Annotated in this window: 16 protein-coding genes; 10 read left to right on the forward strand and 6 right to left on the reverse strand. The window is 68.0% G+C overall.

The window, feature by feature from the left end:
• Positions 1–46 precede the first annotated feature (46 nt).
• The 4 genes from LXT23_RS43055 (at position 47) to LXT23_RS43070 (ending at position 6,452) form a co-directional block, all read left to right on the forward strand.
• Positions 47–1,924, forward strand: coding sequence for a Hint domain-containing protein (locus tag LXT23_RS43055; RefSeq protein WP_253986315.1), 1,878 nt, complete (start codon positions 47–49; stop codon positions 1,922–1,924).
• Positions 1,925–2,052: 128 nt separating this feature from the next.
• Positions 2,053–3,756, forward strand: coding sequence for an Ig-like domain-containing protein (locus LXT23_RS43060; RefSeq protein ID WP_253986316.1), 1,704 nt, complete (start codon positions 2,053–2,055; stop codon positions 3,754–3,756).
• A gap of 179 nt (positions 3,757–3,935) precedes the next feature.
• The gene (locus tag LXT23_RS43065; protein ID WP_253986317.1) at positions 3,936–5,732 is read left to right on the forward strand and encodes a Hint domain-containing protein; all 1,797 of its coding nucleotides are present in this window, start codon (positions 3,936–3,938) and stop codon (positions 5,730–5,732) included.
• Between the two features lie 3 nt (positions 5,733–5,735).
• Positions 5,736–6,452: a Type 1 glutamine amidotransferase-like domain-containing protein gene (locus LXT23_RS43070; protein WP_253986318.1), complete on the forward strand. Its 717-nt coding sequence runs from the start codon at positions 5,736–5,738 to the stop codon at positions 6,450–6,452.
• On the opposite strand, the gene LXT23_RS43075 is transcribed toward LXT23_RS43070, so the two are convergent.
• Positions 6,431–6,937 carry an ureidoglycolate lyase gene (locus tag LXT23_RS43075; protein ID WP_253986319.1) on the reverse strand — a complete coding sequence of 169 codons (507 nt, stop codon included), beginning with the start codon at positions 6,935–6,937 and terminating at the stop codon, positions 6,431–6,433. The genes LXT23_RS43070 and LXT23_RS43075 overlap by 22 nt on opposite strands.
• Positions 6,938–7,161: 224 nt before the next feature.
• On the opposite strand from LXT23_RS43075, the gene LXT23_RS43080 reads away from it, so the two are divergent.
• From LXT23_RS43080 to LXT23_RS43090, 3 genes are all read left to right on the forward strand, one after another.
• Positions 7,162–8,460: a M14 family metallopeptidase gene (locus LXT23_RS43080; protein WP_253986320.1), complete on the forward strand. Its 1,299-nt coding sequence runs from the start codon at positions 7,162–7,164 to the stop codon at positions 8,458–8,460.
• Complete coding sequence (locus LXT23_RS43085; RefSeq protein ID WP_253986321.1) at positions 8,457–9,275, forward strand: hypothetical protein; 819 nt, start codon at positions 8,457–8,459, stop codon at positions 9,273–9,275. Before LXT23_RS43080 ends, LXT23_RS43085 begins: the two co-directional genes overlap by 4 nt.
• Before the next feature lie 74 nt (positions 9,276–9,349).
• Positions 9,350–10,195, forward strand: coding sequence for a DUF3396 domain-containing protein (locus LXT23_RS43090; RefSeq protein WP_253986322.1), 846 nt, complete (start codon positions 9,350–9,352; stop codon positions 10,193–10,195).
• A 115-nt stretch (positions 10,196–10,310) separates the two neighbouring features.
• Here the strand turns inward: LXT23_RS43090 and LXT23_RS43095 are convergent, their stop codons facing one another.
• From LXT23_RS43095 to LXT23_RS43110, 4 genes are all read right to left on the reverse strand, one after another.
• A complete protein-coding gene (locus LXT23_RS43095; RefSeq protein WP_253986346.1) occupies positions 10,311–12,047 on the reverse strand; it encodes a LamG domain-containing protein in 1,737 nt (578 codons plus the stop codon).
• A 228-nt stretch (positions 12,048–12,275) separates the two neighbouring features.
• Positions 12,276–12,485, reverse strand: coding sequence for a hypothetical protein (locus LXT23_RS43100; RefSeq protein ID WP_253986323.1), 210 nt, complete (start codon positions 12,483–12,485; stop codon positions 12,276–12,278).
• Between the two features lie 215 nt (positions 12,486–12,700).
• Complete coding sequence (locus LXT23_RS43105) at positions 12,701–14,146, reverse strand: PDZ domain-containing protein (RefSeq protein WP_253986324.1); 1,446 nt, start codon at positions 14,144–14,146, stop codon at positions 12,701–12,703.
• Between the two features lie 62 nt (positions 14,147–14,208).
• Positions 14,209–15,972, reverse strand: a complete 1,764-nt coding sequence (locus tag LXT23_RS43110) for a family 43 glycosylhydrolase (RefSeq protein WP_253986325.1) — start codon at positions 15,970–15,972, stop codon at positions 14,209–14,211.
• Positions 15,973–16,345: 373 nt separating this feature from the next.
• Here LXT23_RS43110 and LXT23_RS43115 point away from each other — a divergent pair, with 373 nt between their 5' ends.
• Complete coding sequence (locus LXT23_RS43115; protein WP_253986326.1) at positions 16,346–17,551, forward strand: hypothetical protein; 1,206 nt, start codon at positions 16,346–16,348, stop codon at positions 17,549–17,551.
• Between the two features lie 105 nt (positions 17,552–17,656).
• Positions 17,657–18,256: an SAF domain-containing protein gene (locus LXT23_RS43120; protein WP_253986327.1), complete on the forward strand. Its 600-nt coding sequence runs from the start codon at positions 17,657–17,659 to the stop codon at positions 18,254–18,256.
• 12 nt (positions 18,257–18,268) lie between these two features.
• Here the strand turns inward: LXT23_RS43120 and LXT23_RS43125 are convergent, their stop codons facing one another.
• Positions 18,269–19,180, reverse strand: a complete 912-nt coding sequence (locus LXT23_RS43125) for an alpha/beta fold hydrolase (protein ID WP_253986328.1) — start codon at positions 19,178–19,180, stop codon at positions 18,269–18,271.
• 197 nt (positions 19,181–19,377) lie between these two features.
• On the opposite strand from LXT23_RS43125, the gene LXT23_RS43130 reads away from it, so the two are divergent.
• Positions 19,378–20,367, forward strand: a complete 990-nt coding sequence (locus tag LXT23_RS43130) for an AAA family ATPase (RefSeq protein ID WP_253986329.1) — start codon at positions 19,378–19,380, stop codon at positions 20,365–20,367.
• Positions 20,368–20,369: the final 2 nt, after the last annotated feature.

Consider the following 20,369-nt stretch of genomic DNA (forward strand, 5'->3'; position numbering starts at 1 on the left):
AGACCCTGTCTCTCAACCCAACCCCCGTATCTCCGAAGGAAGCTCCATGAAGACCCACCGTTCCTCGTCTCAATGGAAGTCGTTGTTCACCACTGTCCTGCCGCTCGCCGCGCTGACGGCGACCGGGGCCTGGGCCGGGCCGCTGCGGCCGCTCACGGAGGGCCTGGACCAGGCCACCCTGAAGGCCGACGCCCAGCACATGCGCCGGCTGTTCGAGAAGAAGGCCCCGGCCAGCACGGAGGACTTCGTCCACATCGACCTGGCGGACCCGGCGCAGCACCGCTTCGTGATGAACCGCCTGCACGCCGCGGGCAAGACGCAGCGCAACGCTCCTCGCCTGTTCGAGCGGCTGGCCATGGCGCGGCAGAAGGCGCTGACGCGGAAGGAGCCGGGCATCGGCCGCTCCACGCTGACGACGGAGGCTTGGGGGTGTGACCACTTCGTGGTGCTGGACAACGGCGCCACGGTGAGTGGCGAGCGGCAGTACACCAGCGGCCCGGTGGGCTCGTGCCTCAACGGCGCCAGCTACATCTATGCGGACGTGGTGGCGACGAACGCGAACTACGCGGAGACGGACGCGACCATCGTCGCCTCGGCCGCGGACGAGGAATACGCGAAGGGGACGAACTTCAACACGGTGGCGGTCAACCCCAGCCTGCCGGTGAACGGGCAGCGGCAGCTCATCATCGACTCGATGATGATTGCGATGAACGAGGACACGGGGGAGGAGCGCGTCACCTTCACCGCGTCGCAGGTCGCGGTGACGACCGTGGCCGCCTCGGTCAACCTGGAGCACCCCCGGTTCTCCGGCGCGGTGAAGCCGAGCATCGCCTCCTGCCAGCTCCGGGGTGGCAATGACTGCGACTACGCCGTGGTGAACAACGCGCTCCAACCCTATGCGGCGAGCGCCACGGGCATCGCGATGCGCAACCCGGCCATCTCGAGCTGGACGGGTGACGGAGCGGCCTTCTTCCCGTTCCCCACGGGCACGAGCTTCAGCTCCTCGAAGGTCTACGTTCCCCTGAAGCTCACCTTCGACGCGGGCAGCGACCTGACGGCGTGCAACATCACCTCCGTGCTGCCGGTCACCAAGCTGCGGCTCATCAAGACCATCCAGGGCGGCACGTGCGTGACGTCGGCCGACCTGCAGCAGGACTTCAACGCCGGCATCGGCCACCAGACGGCCCCCGTCAACCGCCTGCTCGACCTGTCGCGTGAGACGCCGGCCGCCGGCACGGCCGCGGCGGACTGCTCGATGGCCCGCATCACCAACGAGGCGGTGGAGCTCGCGCTGACCATCAGCACCAAGGCCAACTGTGGCCGGGGTGAGGTCAACCGGACTGTCACCTACCGCAGCAAGAGCAAGTGGAACTGGGACCTGTACGTGTGGAACAGCTGCATGGCGGAGGGGACGAAGATTGTGCGAGCGGACGGGACGAGCGCGCCGGTGGAGTCCATCCAGCGGGGCGAGCAGGTGGTGGCCAACGACAGCGGGCTGCTGCTGACGGTGACGGACGTGTCGCGGGGCGGAGAGGACAAGCCGCTGGTGCGGCTGGGAGACGACAAGGGGCACCAGGTGCTGCTGACGGAGACGCACCCGGTGCTGACGTCGAAGGGGGCGGTGGCGGCCGCGGCGCTGAAGGTGGGCGACCGGGTGATGACGCAGGCGGGTGCGGCGACGCTGACGACGGTGAAGCGCGAGGCGTACGCGGGGCAGGTGTACAACCTGACGCTGGGCACGGAGCAGGAGCTGCTGGCGGCGGGGAAGCTGGACCGGACGATGTATGCCAATGGCTTCCGGGTGGGAGACAACACGATGCAGGCGGAGCTGAGCGGGCCGAAGGCGAAGACGGGCCCGGTGCTGGCGCGGCTGCCGAAGGCCTGGCACGCGGACTACCGCAACAGCCCGTCCTTCCAGCGGTAGCGACTCACGCTGCTTCCCCGCCCTGGCGGTAGCGCGTCGCCGGGGCGGGGCCCCTCTCTCCATCCCCCGTCCTTCCTCCACCTGCCTCACGGGCTGCACCGCGAGTGCACCCTCTTATGGGAACTTCCATGAATCGCGGTACGACCCTGTTGGGCTTCTTCCTCGTGAGCGTCGCCCTGGTCCTGGGCTGTGAAGACACGCCCGGTGACCCGCGTGGCCCCATGCCCTCGGACGCCAGCACCTGGCACGTCGACGCGGGCGATGCGGGCTCGGCGCTGACGGTCCTCTCCACCACGCCAGGGCCGGGCTCGGCCGGAGCCGACGTGCTGTCGCCCCTGGCCGTCACGTTCTCCGAGGACCTGGAGCCCTCCACCGTGACGGAGGCCACGCTCACGCTGCTGCACGGCGACCTGCCGGTGGATGGCGCGGTGGACGTCCAGGGACAGGTGGCCACCTTCACGCCCGCGCGGCGCCTGGCGCTGCTGGGCCACTACACCGCCACCGTGTCGGCGGGCGTGCGCGGCGCCAGCGGGGCCACGCTGGCGAGCAGCCACGCGTGGAGCTTCACGACCCGGGACGGTGCCTGGGGCGCGGGCGAGCACGTGCACCGTCAGGTGGAGGGACCGGCGGCGTCGCCACGGCTCGCGCTCGACTCCCACGGCCGCCTGCTGGCCGTGTGGGTGCAGCCCGAGGGCCGCCGTCAGGACCTCTGGTTCAGCCGGTACACGCCCGGCGTCGGCTGGGAGCCCACCAGCGCCGTCGATGCGACCCTGGACGGCACGTCGAATGCGCCCGAGCTCGTCGCCGGGGCCGATGGCTCCATGGTGGCGGTCTGGGTACAGCAGCGCGGGGCGGCTTCCCTCATGTTCAGCCGCTACCTGCCCGGCCAGGGCTGGGCGCTGCCGGCGCCTGTCGACAGCCGCAACGGCGGTGATGTCACCGTCCTCCAGCTCGCCGGTGATGACCTGGGCCGCGTGCTGGCCGTCTGGTCCCAGTTCGACCTGGACAGCTTCTCGGAGAACCTCTGGTCCGCGCGGTACACGCCAGGGGAGGGCTGGAGCCGCGCGGAGCGCATCGACATCGATGTGGAGACCTTCCCGGGTGACACCTGGGAGCTCGACGTCGCCATGAGCGGCGCGGGCGAGGCGGTGGCCACCTGGTCCCGCTTCGACGGCAGCCAGAGCACCGCCTGGGCCCGGCACTACTCGCACGGCGCCGGTTGGTCCGAGCCCGAGCGGCTCGACGACGCGCTGGCGGACACCACCGCCCCCACGGTGGACGTGGCGGCGGACGGCACGGCCTTGCTGGCCTGGCTGCGGCTGGAGGACGGGCGTCAGACGCTCCAGGGCCGCCGGTACGTGCCCGGCGTGGGCTGGGACCTGCCACTCGCGATTGACGCGGACCTGGTGGGCCACTCCATCGACCCCCAGGTGCGCTTCGACGCAGCCGGCAACGCGGTGGTGGTGTGGTCCCAGTTCGACGGGGCGCACAACAGCATCCTGGCCAACCACTACACGGCCGGCGCCGGCTGGGGCCAGGCGCTCGTCCTGGAGACCCATGACGCGGGAAGCGCACGCACGCCTCAGCTGGCGGTGGACGCGCGTGGCCATGCCGTGGCCGTCTGGGAAGAGGAGCACGGCCCCCTGAGCCGGATTGCCGCCAGCCGCTACGTGGCGGGCAGGGGCTGGAGCCCCGCGACACATCTCGACACGGGCTGTGGTGGCAGCGGCACCCGGCCCCAGGTCGCACTGAGCACGGGCGGCCATGCCATGGCCGTCTGGTCATCCCTCTCCGAGGGCGCGGCCGCCGTCTGCGGCAACGCCTTCGAATAGCGCAGCCTGGAACATCCAACTCTTTTCAAGAACCCCGGTCCGGGGAACGCCTTCTCACACCCCAAGGAGCAGTCATGTACATGTCTAAGTGGAAGAAGTTGTGCGCCGCTGCAATGCCTCTTGCCGCGTTGACGACGACGGGGGCCTGGGCTGGAACGCTGCGACCGCTCACGGAGGGAATGGACCAGGCCACCCTGAAGGCGGACTCCCAGCACATGCGGCGGGTGTTCGACCAGCGGGAGTCGAAGGAGTTGGAGGACTTCATCCGCATCGACCTGGCGGACCCGACGCAGCACCGGTTCGTGATGAACCGGCTGCATGCGGCGGGGAAGTCGCAGCGCAACTCGCCACGCCTGTTCGAGCGGCTGGCCATGGCGCGGCAGAAGGCGCTGACGCGCGGGGAGCCGGGAATCGGCCGCTCCACGCTGACGGCGAACGCCTGGGGCTGCGACCACTTCATCCTGATGAACACCCAGGCCGCGGTGAACGGTGAGCGGCCTTATCTGAGCGGCCCGGTGAGCTCGTGCCTCAACGGCGCCAGCTACATCTATGCGGACGTGGTGGCGTACAACTCCAACTACCCGGAGACGGACAGCACCATCGTCGCCTCGGCCGCGGATGAGGAGTACGCGAAGGGGACGAACTTCGACAAGGTGTCCGTCAACCCGAAGCTGGCGGTGAACATGCAACGGCAGATCATCGTCGACTCGATGATGATTGCGATGAACGAGAACACCGGAGAGGAGGTCATCACCTTCACGTCCGCCAAGGACGCGGTGACCAGCGTCCCGGTCGGCGTTGCGCTCGACCATCCCCGGTTGGCCCCGAGCTCGAGCACCGCGCCCAGAACGCGCATCAACTCCTGCCAGCTGCGCGGTGGCACGGACTGCGACTACGCCGTGGTGAACGATGCGATGCAGCCCTACTCGGCCAATGCAGTGGGGGTGGCGCTCCGCAAGACGGAGGTCCCGTGGACGGGCGACTCGGCGGCCGTCTTCAGGTTCGCGCCAGGGACGTCCTTCGACTCCTCGAAGGTCTACGTGCCCCTGAAGCTCACCTTTGACTCAGGGGCCGAAGTGGTCAACGGCGCCCTGGTCGACTGCAAGCTCAAGTCCGTCAACACGCTGGTCACGAAGCTGCGGCTCACCAAGCAGTACGGGGGCGGCACCTGCGTCAGCTCGGTGGACCTGTCGGCGGAAATGGTCGCCTATCTGAACAGCCACCCTGATACGCGGACCATTCCCATCAACCGCCTGCTGAACCTGTCGAGCGAGGCCAACGGCATTGGCTCGTCGGGGGACTGCACCATGGCCCGCATCGCCAACGAGGTGCTGGAGTTCGCGCTGACCATCAACAGCCGGGCCAACTGCGGCCTGGGTGAGGTCCCCCGCAACTTCACCTTCCGCGGCAAGACCCAGGGCCGGTGGGACCTGTACGTGTGGAACAGCTGCATGGCGGAGGGGACGAAGATTGTCCGTGCGGACGGGACGAGCGTGCCGGTGGAGTCCATCCAGCGGGGCGAGAAGGTGGTGGCCAACGACAGCGGGCTGCTGCTGACGGTGACGGACGTGTCGCGGGGCGGAGAGGACAAGCCGCTGGTGCGCTTGGGAGACGACAAGGGGCACCAGGTGCTGCTGACGGAGACGCACCCGGTGCTGACGTCCAAGGGGGCGGTGGCGGCCGCGGCGCTGAAGGTGGGCGACCGGGTGATGACGCAGGCGGGTGCGGCGACGCTGACGACGGTGAAGCGCGAGGCGTACGCGGGGCAGGTGTACAACCTGACGCTGGGCACGGAGCAGGAGCTGCTGGCGGCGGGGAAGCTGGACCGGACGATGTATGCCAATGGCTTCCGGGTGGGAGACAACACGATGCAGGCGGAGCTGAGCGGGCCGAAGGCGAAGACGGGCCCGGTGCTGGCGCGGCTGCCGAAGGCCTGGCACGTTGACTACCGCAACAGTCCCGCCTACCAGCAGTAGTCCATGAGCTCCTCGCCCAAGCCCCTCTTCCTCCTCGCGGACAGCTCGCTGTTGTTCTGGCGGAGTGAAGGCAGGCCCTTCCTGGACTGCCTCCACACGCTGACGCGGGCGGAGCAGGGCGGTCAGCCGCTCCATGCGGCCTACCTGGGCGCCTCCAACGGTGACGAGCCCGCGTACTTCGAGCTCTTCACAGGGGCCATGGAGCTGGCCGGCATCACCCGCTGCCGGATGATTCCGTCGGAGCCCACGGCCGAGGACCTCGCGTGGCTCGCTCGGGCGCACGTCATCCTGCTGGCGGGAGGAGACCCCCGGCTGGGCTGGGACGCCTTCCAGCGCAACGGCGTGGAGCCCCTGCTCCGTGAGCGTCACGCCGGAGGCGCCATCCTCATCGGCATCTCCGCGGGGGCGATGCAGCTGGCGGCGAGGGCGTGGAGCGAGGGTTCCCTCAGCGGGGAGTCCCTCTTCACACCGCTGGGCCTGGCGCCCTTCCTGGTCGGCGTCCATGAGCAGCCGGAGTGGAAGGAGCTGAAGTGGGCGATGCGGGAGGCGGGCCCGGGGGCGCGAGGAATCGGCATTCCGCTGGGCGGGGGCGCGCTCCTGCACCCGGACCAGCGGCTGGAGCCGGTGCGGCACCCGCTGGTCGAGTTTCGCAATGAAGCAGGCGTGCTGCGCGAGACGCGGCTGGACCCGCCGGCCCTTCAGTCGCTGGTGACGAAGTAGGACTCGGCGAGGGGACGCTCTTCGCAGTCGCGCGCCGTGCCGTCCTCCCACGCGAGCATCAACAGATCCGCCGGTCCGTCGAGTGCGATGATGGGGTGGTGCCAGAGGCCGGCGCGGTAGTTCACGCCCTGGCCGGGGCCGCACACGAAGGCGCGGAGCTGGGACAGGTCGGGCTCGCCGCGCGCGTCATCCGGGCACACGACGACGAGGAAGCGCTGGCAGGCGAGCGCCACGAACAGCTGCGACGAGCACGGGTGGCGTTCGAGCAGCCGGACCTGGAAGGGCAGGGACTTCGCCACGGAGCGGAACACGGCGAGGTTGGGCTGGGCGTCCGGCCGGCTGCCACCGAGCCGGGCGACGTGGTCGAAGCGGGTGGCGGTGCCCTGGTTGGCGCTGGTGCCGCCGGCGAGCTCCAGGCCGATGACGTCGCCGAAGGGGGAGAAGGCCTCCCGCGTGAGGGGCTGGGCCCGGATTGGCTCTCGCATGGGGCGTCACTCTAGTACCGCGCCAGGGCCACGAGACACCCGTCCGGGAGCCAGGCGGACGGCCGTGCCGCGGCATGGGCGCTGAATCCCACGGCGGGGCTGGCCATCCTTCGCTACGGTGAGGCCCCGTGACGCCCTGGCCCAGACCCGACCTCCGGCTGCTCCTGCTGTGCACGGTGGTGTTGCTTGGCATCTCCCGCGACGTCCACGCCCAGAGACCGCCCATGACGACTTCCTCCTCCGCTGCTGTTCCGGCCCCCCAGGTGCTCGCGACGCTCTGGGAGCAAGTCCACTCGAAGGAACTGCCCCTGCCGCCGCTGGTGCGCCACGGCGACGTGGAGCGGCACCTGAAGGCCCTGAAGGAGCGGGCTCCGGAGCTGTTCCAGCTGGAGGTGGTGGGGCACTCGGTGGAGGGGCGCGCCCTGTACCACGTGTCTCTGGGGACGGGGACACGGCACGTGCTGCTCTGGTCGCAGATGCATGGTGACGAGCCGACGGCGACGACGGCGCTGCTGGACTTCCTGGAGTACGTGCGGACGCACCGGGAGGAGCCCTGGGTGGCGAGGCTGCTCACCGAGCTGACGTTGCACGCGGTGCCCATGCTCAACCCGGACGGAGCGGAGCGCTTCCAGCGCCGCAACGCGCAGGGCATCGACATCAACCGGGACGCGCTGGCGCTGCAGACGCCGGAGGCGCGGGCGCTCAAGGGGCTGCGGGACAGGCTGCAGCCGTTCATCGGCTTCAACCTGCACAACCAGGGCTGGCGTCACGCGGTGGGGCGGACGGGGAAGCCGGCGTCGATTTCGCTGCTGGCGGCGGCCTTCGACGAGGCGCGGAGCGACAACCCGGGGCGGGTGCTGGCGAAGAAGGTGTGCGCGGTGATTCGCGACGCGGTGGAGACGCTGGTGCCGGGGCAGGTGGGCCGCTACGACGACTCCTTCGAGGCACGGGCCTTTGGCGACAACATGACGCGCTGGGGGACGCCATCGGTGCTCATCGAGACGGGGCCGTGGCCGTCGCGGGAGCCGGACATGCCGCTGGTGCGGCTCAACTTCGTGGCGCTGGCCACGGCGCTGGACGCGCTGGCGACGGGCAAGGCGGCGGAGGCGGATGTGTCGCGCTACGAGTCCATTCCGGAGAACCAGAGCTCGGGGCTCGTCTACCTGCTCCTGCGGGGCGTGGGGCTGTTCGGAGTGGACGGCAAGCCCTTCACGGCGGACGTGGGCATCACCGTCACGCGCGAGGTGAGAGGGAAGGGCAAGGCGCTGGAGCTCCTTCACGTCGGCAGGGTGGAGGAGCTGGGAGACCTGCGGGTGCTGGGGGCGCTGGAGACGGTGGACGGGGCGGGGCTGTTCGCCGTGCCAGTGTCAGGAGGCAATGCGAAGGAGGGCAGCACCCTGCGGCTGACGCGGCCCGGGCAGCACGCCGTGAAGCTGGGGCAGCGCGCGGACCTGATGCTCCTGAAGCCGCTGGGCGAGCCGTTCATGTATCGGATTGAGCGCGTCATCCGGTTCGACAAGTGAGCGGCAAGTTGCTGCTGCTCTCCGCTGTGGCGCTGCTGGCCGCGTGCAGCGGTCCGACCGCGATGGGGCGGGGGGCGCACGGGCGCTATGCACAGTCGGCGGACTCGGCGACGAGTGTCTGTCTGCGCAATCCCGCGTGCTACACCCAGGTTGGGGACGATGCGGTCATCCCCTGGCTCTCGCGTGCGGCCTCCGCGGTTCGCACGGCCACCGCCACGCTGCGCTTGCTCGAGGCCGCGGACCTGGAGCGCGTCGAGGAAGTCCTGATTGAATGCGCGAAGCTGGCGAACTTCGAGGTCAATGAGCGGGTCTTCGGGCAGGGAAAGCGCCCCACGCGGGAGCAATGCGAGAAGGTGGTGAGACGGGACGCCAGGAACAACCCCGTGACGTGGGCCATGGACCTGGGAACCGCGAAGCACGAGGTGGCGCTGAAGTGCGCCGAGGCGAAGCTGGGGGAAGCAGTGCCGGGCAACTTCAGTGTCGAGCCTCGATACCATAGGGACCTGAAGACGGGACGGCTCCGTTTGCTGGACCCGGAAGAGGTAAAGCTCTGGCTGGCTGATGGACTCTTCCACCTGTTGCTGGGGACGCTGGTTCCCGATGTTGTGTTGCACGCATCAGGAGACCCGCTCAAGGCCTTGACTGCCTATGACTTCAAGTTCCCTTGTGCTGACACAAAGGAGCCGGACTGGAACAGGTATCCGGAAGGGCATCCATACGCCGGGCTGAGCCAGGGAGAGGCTTACAGCAGGCTCTTGATGCTGGAGGTGAAGTCTGCTCGTGTCTCTCCAGGCTGGGGAATTACCCGATGGTAGATAGATACCCCCATATTCGCGCTCATCACCATCTCGAGGATGAGGATGTGACTGTAGTTGTCCTCCGGGATGGCGTGAGCATCACGTTCTTCATGCGCCGGACTCATGAAGAAATCGAACAAGCCGTGAGGAATGCTCTTGGCGTGTATTGTCGCGCGGTGGGGCAGAAGTCGCTCGGCCTGTATGATGACCACAATGGTGGATGGAAACAGCTCGATGAAAACGGCTGGCACACCGTCTGGCAGAGGCTTTCCGGAAAGCGCACTGCGAATATCGCGCTGAGGGAGGGGCATGGCTCCGAGCTCGGCTACGCGTTCCATTATCATGGGACCGATTTCGGAAATCCCCATGTCACGAACTTGATTCCTGATGCGACCTCCGTCGTGTCGTTCTGGCTTCCTACCGAGTTCATGCGCGAGCACGGCCCCGGGCGGGTGCGAGAGCTGGCGTTGGAGTTGGGGGATGGATTGCCCTTCAACTCAGGTCAGGCCGGGCTCTCATTTCTCATGTGGTCTTGGCTGCGCAGCAACACGCCCATCATCCGTCAGGTGAGCTCCCGTCATCCTGGCATCGACATTCCGGACTTGAATACCCTGTCCAGCAGGCTCGGCACACGGCTGAGAGGTCCTGCCTGGCTCACGTTCCTCGGTCAACCCGTTCTAGGTGAGCTGGGAGGCGTGGAGGGCCTTCGCACCCGGTTGCACGCGCCCGGTACCACCGTGCAGGAACTGGAAGGCGACCAGGCCGTCGTGACGCTGGGCGAGTGGCCGGAGGCGGGCGACCTGGAGCAGGGTGACACACTGCCACACTACCGCGAACTGGCGCGCGTACTTGAGCCCTGGCTCTACTCACATGGGAAATACTGGGGCAACCTCACACCTGAGGAGACGCGCCGCTGGGAGCGCCGCTTCCTCGACTGAGCGGCGACTCCCTACCCACCCAACTACACGCCGCAGCCCTCGAAGAGAGCGGCGGCGGCCTCCCTTGGACGTCAGGACTCGGAAACTCGGCCGAGCGCGTCACCCGAGCCTTGGGTCAGCGGCAGTTCTGGATGTCGTCCAGGTGGTCGTCCGACAGGGAGTGGTTGAGATGGTGCCCCTCGTCATCGGAAGACGTCATATAGACCAGGGCCTGTTCCACCCCGTAGGCTGCGGCATCGGCATTCTGTTGTCTCCACCATTCGCAGTAATCGGCCGCATGGGCGTTTTCCAGATTCGGTGTGGGGGCGCCGCACATGTATTGTTGCTTGTTGGAGTTGAACTCCGTGATGATCATCGGCATGCGACCCGACACAGGCCCCCACTGCGGGTCTTCCAGCAGGTTGCGAAACGTTCGATAGTTGCGGCCGTCCCCATCTCCAGCCCGCTCCCGACTTGAGTTACACACGCCATTCTCAGTCGGCCAGGCCCAGTAGGTGTGCACACCAATCCGTGCCGCGTAGGAAATGATGTGCTGGCGCACTCCAGGATTCTTGTACCACTCCGAGGCGGTGCCAAGGGTCGCCGCGGAGCCAGGGCTGAGGCCTGCGTAGACGAGTGGCACATCGCCCAGATTTTCCGCCTGCAGGCCAAGGTAGAAGCCATGGAAGAAGGCGTTGTAGTTGTCCATGACGGCAGAAGGAGACGCTCCCTCCACCCATCCACCATACTCCACCTTGAGGTTGGGTTCATTTCCCACCTCCACGAACAAGTGCTGCAACTTCAGTTCGTTCCGTGCGTAGAGAAGGGTGGACGCCAACCGCGTCGCGAAGGCTCGTCCGCGGTCCTCCCATGAGACGCCTTCCTGGATGTCGTTGAATTCCGCAGCGGGCTCCGCGCGCAGGACAAAAGTTGCATGATTTCCCACCGCCGCCTTGATTTCGCGCAGCTTCCGTTTCTGATCGTTGAGCATGTCGGCCTGATATTCATGGCCGGCAAAGGAGAAGATGTTCGTCTTCACCGAGTTCACGTTGCCAATCGTCTGGAGGATATCCAGGTCGCGTGCAAAGTAATTGTCCACACTGAGGTAGGGGTAGGCGCTCGCGTACAGGTGCAGCCCGCGCGTGGAGAGGGCGGGCGTGGCCGCCAGGCTCTGCACCTGGGCATGGGTCAGCGCCACGTTGAACAGCTTCACCTCGTCGATGAGGCCGTTGAGCCCGTTGGGTCCCGCGGCGCCTTGCCACGGGTTGTTGCCAATGGAGATCGGCCTGGTGGTGGGTTGGATGGTGGCGGGGAGGTTGGCGGGCCGGGGGACCACTTTCAGTTCCGAGCCATTGACATACAGCTTCAGGTCCTCCCCCGTGTACACCCCTGCAATGTGGATCCAGTTGTTCGGCTCCATGGAGCCAATGTGGGCACGCGCGATGACTCCCGTGCCCCAGGTGCCGACCGGAAAGACCACCGCGAACTGGGCTTCCTGTCCCTCCAGGGAAAGGAGCCAGGAGTCCTTGCCGTACCATTGGTTCACCACGGCCTGGCTGCCAGCGAAGCCGTTCGGCTTCACCCATGCCGACACCGTCATCGCGGTCCCCAGCGTGAAGGGCCCCACGTCGGTGGCTTCGAAGCGGTCGCCCGTGCCATCCAACCGGGCCGCGCTGCCATACAGGCCGGCGGCGTCGCACGTCGCCTGCTCCCGCGCAGTGGCATGAGCCTGCGTGGTCGAGTCATCCAGGCCCCGAGGGTCGCAGAGGTCGAAGCTCCAGTAGCCGACCGGTAGCGGAAACGTCTCCAGCGCGAAAGCGCTGAACGGGGACAGCAGGGCCGCGGCGGATGCCACGGCCAGACAGCGGCGCATCGTCTTCACGAGGACTCCCTTGCTGGCCCATTGGGGCCGAGGCGGGTCTACCGGGGAGTCTGACTCATGAAGTGGCTGATGCTGTAGCAACCGAGTAGATGTTCCAGCGGCCCATGGTGTGCGACACCCGGGGTTGCAGTCCGGTGGCACGATTGCTGTTTCACAGGACCTGGAAGCGGGGCCCGCCACCCTCGGAGCGAGCAGCGGCGGGCCCGGGGACGTCAGGACTCAGCAGCTCCAGCTGCAGTAGCCGGAGCAGCGGATGTACCGCGTCTCGCAGGTGTCGTAGCACGACGGGGTCGTACAGTTCGCGTAGCAGTACTCGTAGGCGCTGTCACAGCTTGAGCAGCAGGGCATGGCGGTAGCTTCCTCGCCGCCCACCGTCGCGGTAGCGAAGGCGGCGCCGGCACCCATCATCAGACCCATGAGACCCATCATCAGCATCTTCTTCATAGGAGCTCCCTGCGCGTGGACCGGGTCGGAACTCGGGACGGGGGCCACGCCTGCTCCGTCCCATGGCGACTGTACAGACAGTCATCAATAGCGAGGAAGCCGGATTTCTGATTGAGATGGACTGGCCGGCGTTCGACGCTTGCTGTCCGTCTATCTTGTGAAATTCAAGACCGGGTGAAGCAATCGCTGCCGCGTGGCGCTCAAGGCGAGTGACACGAGAAGATGAGCGGCGCGAGTGCGCCCTTCACCTGGTACGAGAACGAGTGGCTACCATCACCGGAAGCCCACTCGATTTCGGGCTGGGCCTTGAGCCAGGCCACCGTGGCTTCAATCTTCTCGCAAGGGTCCTTCCGGGCGTCCAGGAGCTTGCGCTGGAAGGACTGCATCCGCTCGTGGGCCTCTTCAATCTGCCGCCGCTCCTCGGCCACCTGCTCCGGTGTGACGACCTCCACCTCTTCCGGCGGGCCCAGCACGACGCTCCCATCGGGGAACCGCACCTCCAGGGCCAGCCGCACGGTGCGGGGCTCCTTCGTGTCCAGCTCGACCTGGAACGTCTGGTCGGAGGACTCATCCTCCGGCACCTTCTCCTTGCCGAACCGCCGGGAGACCTTCCCCTTCGCATCGAGCTCCACCAGGGTGGCCTCGGAAGGGCGGGGGATGACGTTGCCCAGGTAGACCCTCAGCTCGACGTTCCCCTTGGCGCCCACGGCGAGCTGCCCGGGGCGGAGGGTGTCTCCGGGCCGCTCCAGCACCAGCAGCGAGAAGTCTCCACGGAGGTCTTCATCGCCGGGAGCCGGCTCCTGCTTGCACTCCACTGCCAGCGTCGCGGTGAGCTTCGTCTTCTGGACGGGGACACCCTTGCAGTACATGTCCGCGACGAGCGGGACGGTGAGCGAGGAGGTCTTGGAGGTGCAGGCCCGGGTCACCGCGGCGGGCTTCCAGAGCGGAAGGTCGACTTCGAAGCGGGCGTTGTACTCAGCGAAGCCCGGCTTGCGTGTGAAGGTCCGGGGCAGGCCGGGCGTGGTGCCGCGCAGGACCACCTTCTCGAGCGTCCGCTGGCAGTTCGCATCGAGGGTGGCACGGGCGTAGACCCACGCGGGCGTGGCGCCGCCGCCATCCACCTCCTTGAGCTTGCCGCCCACGACGTGTGCCGTGGCTCCCTGCTCGAGCCTGAGCGCGGGCTTGGGCTGGGGCTCCGAATCCGAATTGTAGTAGCTCCCCAGGCGCGCCATGTACCGCGCATGCTGCCTGGGCGTCAGCCGAAGGAGCTGCTCGGGTGGAAGGGGAATGACGGGGAACTCCTCGGCCGGGGGGCGGTCCTTCCGGGCGAGCTGCATCTCTGCTTGCTTCTCGCCCACGCGGACCGTGAGCCAGAGCGGCTCCTCCCACGCGGGCATGAGCGCGTCGTGCAGGTCGGTCTCGTTGAGCTCGGTGATGGGCTTGCGCGCGAAGAGCCGCATGGGCGAGTTGATACGCTCGATTCGCATCCCGGGCGCAAGCCCCACCTTCGCGGCGACGCTGCCCTTCTTCACCTTCTCCACCGTCACCTGCTCGCCGTCTGACCGGGCGGAGAAGCCCAGGGGCTCGATGGTGACGGAGAAGGGCGTTGCCGCGAGCAGCGCGCTCGTCATGACAGCCAGGAACATGGGGTGTGGGCCTCCGGGTGGTATCGTCGCAGATGCACACCCTCCGGGGAAATGCGGGCGGCTCAGGGGATGACGATGTGCGAGTGCATGCCGAGCCCGTCATACGGCGTGGCGCCGCAGCGGGCATGGGCCCAGTCGCCATTCACCGCCGAGCAGATGCGGAAGGCCTGGATGTTGGAGTACGGCACGTTGATGCCGGGCGTGTCGCAGCGTCCCTGGTACGTCCACGAAAGGCTCTTGTTGACGGAGGTGACGCCGATGCACGGGCCAATCCACGCGCCGGTGTCGCGCCGCTGCACGTCGATGGAGTACTGGGCGGGCGTCTCCTCCTCGCTCCAGTTCAGGTCCACGAAGGGCGTGTAGCCGCCCGGCAGGGACAGGGCCACGTCGTCAGAGATGCCGTCATAGGGCGTCTCGACGAAGGGGCCCCAGACATTGTTGTTCGAATAGAAGATGCGGAAGGCGGCGATGTCTCCCTTCGTCACCACGCGGTCCCCGGCGCTGCGGCAAACGCCGTCGAAGACAGTCTTGTTGGACTGCCCGAGGACGCCCACGGCCAGGCATGGGCCAACCACAGACCCGTCGCGCAGCACGACGTCGAGCGAGTAGCTGTAGCCGGTCAGCTTGTTCCAGCGGACGTTCACCTGATTGAACGAGTGCAGCGAGCCGTCCGGCTTGAAGGCGACGCGCTGCTTGTACGTGCTGCGCGAGGTGAGGTTGCCGGCGGCGTCGAAGGCGCCGACATGGAAGACATTGAAGTACTCACCCCGGCGCTCGACGATGACGTTGTGGCCGTGGGACTGAACCAGCCTGCCGGCGGAGTTGCGCAGGGGCTGGGAGAGCCGCCGCACCGCCCGCGCCCGCGTGAGCTGGGGAATGGAGTCACCCATGATGTAATACATGGCGTACTGGCTGTTGTACCAACCGCCACTGAGGAGCAGGTAGTACAGGCCATTGCGCTTGAAGACCTCGGGGGCCTCGTTGATGCCTTCCTCGTAGGCCGGGGTCGCGAACACCGCCGGGCCCGCGTGGTTGTAGACGGTGCCGGGGGCCGCGGTGTTGAAGGAGGAGATGTTGTTGCCCCGGTCGAACCAGACATAGAAGAACCAGCGCCCCGACGTGTCGTTGTACGTGGCCGAGTCGATGCGGATGTTCCGGTTGCAGCCCTGCGGCAGGCAGCCCGTGGCGGTGGAGGTGCGCGGCCACGTCGTGTTGGCATTGATGGGCTGGGGCGCGCCGAAGTGGAGGTTCAAGTCTGGCGCGGTGGCCACGAAGGTCGTCACGTCCTGGCCGGACGGAGGGCACGGTGCGCCGTTGGGCACCCGGTGGGCGGAGAAGTAGAGCTGGTAGGCCCCGTTGTACTTGCCGAGGTCCGGCGCCCACAGGAAGCAGTAGTCGTGGACGGGGTCGGCCACCGACGGGTCATAGGAGCGCTTGAGCTGGAAGCTCGTCAGGTCGCGCGTCTCGTAGATGGGCAGCTGCCAGCCATTGCCGGTGCCGGACAGGAAGAACAGGTCGTCGTGTTCCTTGTAGACGTCCGGGTCCGCCAGCCCCGGCACGAGCAGCGTGCGTCGCCCGTAGTCGCCACCGCGCGTGGCGCAGGCGGGGCCCGTGAAGCCCTCGTCACAGATGCAGCGCGCGGTGCCAGCCTCGTCCCGGCAGACGCCGTGGCCGCTGCAGGTGACGCCGTCGCAGACCCCGGCGAGCTGCCGTGGCATCGAGTCCCGCTCCAGCGAGGGCTCGGGCTCCAGGGGCTGTCCGTCTCCACATCCGGCGATGGAGGTGGACAGGGTGGCCAGCAGCACGACGACACGGGCGCTCTTCATGAGTTCTCTTCCCTCCTGGCTTCATCGTCGCAGTTAGGGGAGAGCGTAAAAAGCTCGATTTACTGGAGTTGAGAGCTCACCCATGGTGGTGCGCGGGTAGCCCCCGCGGCTGAAGCGCCAGCCAGCGACTGGACCCGCCCGGGCTGCCGGGGCCGACTCCTGCGCCGGCTCGGCCATCTTCACAAGTGCGCGCGCCCGTCCCTGACACGTGGGCACTTACGCTGAAAGAGGCACATTCATCATGCGAACACACGATGTCAGGACCGGGGCTCTGGGATGGCGCCGGACGGGGTTGTTGCTGGGCACGCTCACCCTCACGGCCTGGGGAGGCGCTTCGGAAGCCGCGAGGCCCGCGCAGCCTCTGGAGGTCACCTTGAGTACGGGCTCCAGCCTGACCCTGAATGACAGCTGCGAGCAGGACCCCGGGCCCACGTGGTCCACGCCATCCTTTGCCTCCGGGGCCGAGGTGGCCTCGGATGGAACCCGCTCTCTCGTGGTCTGGCGGGATGGGAGCCGGCCGGGAGAGCTCCTCGCCGCGCGCGTGTCGAAGGGCGGCAGGCTGCTCGACCCGGAATCCCTCACGCTCAATCCCTCTCCCTCGGTCCAGGCAGGAGCCCCCGCCGTCGCCTACGATGGCAGGCAATTCCTCGTCGTCTGGCAGGGAGAGCACTCCCTGTTCCTGGCCCGGGTGAAGCCGGATGGGACGGTGGACGGTCCGGTGCTGCCCATCGTGAACATCAGCGGAGACCCGTCCTCCACGCCTGGCATTGCCTGCACCTGGCGCAGGTGTCTCGTGGCCTGGTCCGACTTCGGGGACCCCCGGAGGATTCGCGGAGTCCTCGTGAAGTCTCACGACACCGGGGTGCGCACCCAGGAGCTCACCCTCGCATCCGATGCGGTGGCGCTCTCCTCGTTCGGCGTCCCGGTGGCCTGGTCCGACAACCGGTTCCTCGTCGCCTGGAGCGACACTCGCTTTGGCGACACCACCCCGAAGCTCCTCGCCACCCGCGTGACGAGCGATGGGGCCGTGCTCGACCCGACGGGCATCCTCATCTCGGACACCCCCGGGGCGCAGACCTGGCTGGACGTCGTCGGCACGCAGCAGGGCTTCTTCGTCGCCTGGAGCGATACGCGCCATGGCACCCGGGATTTGTTCGGGACGTTCGTGAGGCCCAATGGCTCCGTACCCGATGCGGATGGCTTCCTCCTCTCCTCGACGGACCCTGGCGATGACGTCCTTCCCTCGCTCGCTTCGGACGGACAGCGGGTGCTCGCGACCTGGAGCCGGGTGGGCCCGGACCGCTTCTCCATCCGGGGCAACCTCGTGAAGCCTGATGGGACGGTGTCCACGCTGGACGGGTTCCCGCTCTCGGACGGCGACTTCGTCCGCGAAGTGGAGCAGGACGTCGTCTTCCAGGATGGGCAGTACTTCATGGCCTACAGCGCCGCGCCCGCCATCGACGAGCCTCCCTTCCAGGTCATCCTCGGCACCCGCGTGAGGTCGGATGGCACCCGCGTGGATGACCCCGCCGTGCGCATCTCGCATTCACCCTCGGTCGAGAGCGCGCAGCAGCAGTAGAAGTCGGGCAGCCTGGGGCCCCCTTGTCTGGCGACAGATGCATGGCCAATCGCGGGGCCCCGCGGTTGGCATGCATTGTCCCTGCCCGGCTATCCTGCTCACGACATGAATGCTCCCAGGGCTCCCCAGCAGGGCAGTGGCTTCTTTCCCGGCGCGGTCATCGGCGGCGTGCTTGGCTTCCTCGTCATGGCGCTGGTGCTCGGCGTGGGCGGCTACGCGTATGTGAAGAAGCGCGCGAATGACGCCCGGCGGGGATGGAATCTGGTGCCCGTGGTCGTCGCGGCCCAGGACATGCCCGAGGACACCCTCGTCACGTTCGAGGGCCTCTCCCAGCGCTCGGTCCCGGAGCAGTTCGTGACCACCTCGGTGGTCAAGCCGGACAGCGCCAGCTACATCGTGAACCAGCGCCTCAACGTGTCCGTGCAGGCCGGCGACCCGATGCTCTGGACCCACTTCGATACGAAGAAGCGGGCCCCCTTCCTCGTGGCGGCGAGGGACATCCCGGTCGGCGCGAAGCTGACGGAGGCGGACATGGTCCCCAAGGGGCTGGACTCGGAGCTCGTGACACCGTCCTACGTGAAGGAGTCCGAGCGCCCGCAGGTGGTGGGCCGCCCTGTCATTGCCGCCTTCCGCAAGGGCGACCCCATCCTCTGGACCCACTTCAGGAACGAGCCGCCGCCCGTCACTGGCGCCACGGCTCCGTAGTCGGACCGTTGCCTACCGCGTCCCGGCCGGTGCCGTCGTGTCCAGGAACGCCTTGAGCTCCGGCAGCACCTGCTCGGGATGTTCCTGGTGGGGGCTGTGCCCGGCGTCCACGCGCATCAGCCGCGCCTGGGAAAACCGCCGCGAGGCCTCCTCCGCGAGCGACACGGGCACGACGTCCTCCTTCTCCCCCCACACGAGCAGCACCGGCACCTTCACCTCACCCAGCCGCTCCCGCCGGTGGAACACGGGGCCCGTCACCGGCACCAGCGTGTTGAACGCGCGCGCCGCCGCGTCCCTGCCGCCGGGCACCGCGACCAGCTCGTACTCCAGGGCCCCCAGCCGCTCACCCAGCGGCGTCGGCGCCGGAGGCATCAGCCGCGACCAGGCCCAAGGCCCCAGCGAGCGCGCCAGCCGCTCCGGCCCCGCGCGGAAGAACAGCCGCGCCTTGCGCTCCATGTCCGGCCCCAGCCCCATCGCCCCCACCAGCACCAGCCGCTCCACCGGCACCCGGCCGCGCAGCGCCAGCTCCAGCCCCACCAGCCCGCCCAGCGAGTGACCCACCACCGACACCGGCCCGGGGGCCAGCTGCTCCAGCAGCGCCTCCACCGGCTCGGTGAAGAAGCGCACCCCGTCCTCGGCCGTAGTCACCTTGCCCTCGGGGGCCGAGGACATTCCGAAGCCGGGCAGGTCCACCGCCAGCACCCGGTGCCCCCGGGCCAGCGCCGTCAGGTAGACGAACCACGTGGACGCCGCCCCGCCGCGCCCGTGGAGCAGGACGACGGTGGGCCCCTGGCCTCCCTCCAGCACCCTCAGGGCCCCGCCGGACGGCAGCCAGCGCACCGTGGCCGTCACGGCCGGGGCCAGCTGCCCCAGCAGGCCGGCTTCCACGGGCCCCACGGCCGGCGCCTTCGCCGGGGCCTTCATGGCCACCTCCCGGGACGCGGGGGCCGGGCCGGCTTCCACCGGGAGTGGAACAGCGGGGGAGGGTGGGACATGGGAAATGGGACTCCAGGAGGGGCGGACGGACGCGCAACTTACTGGAATGCCCGGGCTTCTGCGGTGTTGAGCCCGATGCCCTGTAACCCCTAGGCTGCCCGCCGCCAGTCCGACACGAGGCGACATTGAACACCGATATCCGCGCGCTCACCGAACGCGTGCAGCAGGAAAGCAGCTTCGTCGAGGTCCTCAACCAGGAGACCGGCAAGGTCATCGTCGGGCAGCGCTACATGCTCGAGCGCATCCTCATCGGCCTGCTCTGCAACGGGCACGTGCTGCTGGAAGGCGTCCCCGGCCTCGCCAAGACGCTCACCGTGCGCACCGTGGCGGACTCCCTGAGCGCCACCTTCATGCGCATCCAGTTCACCCCGGACCTGCTGCCCGCGGACGTGGTGGGCACGATGATCTACAACCAGCAGGCGGCCAACTTCACCGTCCGCAAGGGGCCCATCTTCGCGAACATCGTCCTGGCGGACGAAATCAACCGCGCCCCCGCCAAGGTCCAGTCCGCCCTCCTGGAGGCCATGGCAGAGCGCCAGGTCACCATCGGCGACCAGTCCTTCGGCCTGCCCTCGCCGTTCCTCGTGCTGGCCACCCAGAACCCCATTGAGCAGGAAGGCACCTACCCGCTGCCCGAGGCGCAGGTGGACCGCTTCATGCTCAAGGTGAAGGTGGGCTACCCCACGCGGGACGAAGAGAAGGTCATCATGGACCGGATGTCCGGGGGCACGTCGCCCAGGGCCCAGAAGGTCATCGGCCTGGAGCACCTGGTCCGCGCCCGCGAGCTCGTCCACCACATCTACATGGACGAGAAGGTGAAGGAGTACATCCTCAACGTGGTGTTCGCCACGCGCGAGCCCAACAAGTACGGCCTCAAGGACCTGGCGGACTACATCCAGTTCGGCGCCTCGCCGCGCGCCACCATCTCCCTGGCCCAGGCCGCCCGCGCCCACGCCTTCCTGCGCCACCGCGGCTTCGTCACCCCCGAGGACGTGAAGGCCATCGCCTTCGACGTGCTCCGCCACCGCATCGCCATGACATACGAGGCGGAGGCGGAGGAGCTCACCGCGGAGAAGATCATCCAGCGCGTGTTCGACCGCGTCGAAGTCCCCTGACG

It is taken from the genome of Pyxidicoccus xibeiensis, assembly GCF_024198175.1.
GTDB lineage: Bacteria > Myxococcota > Myxococcia > Myxococcales > Myxococcaceae > Myxococcus > Myxococcus xibeiensis.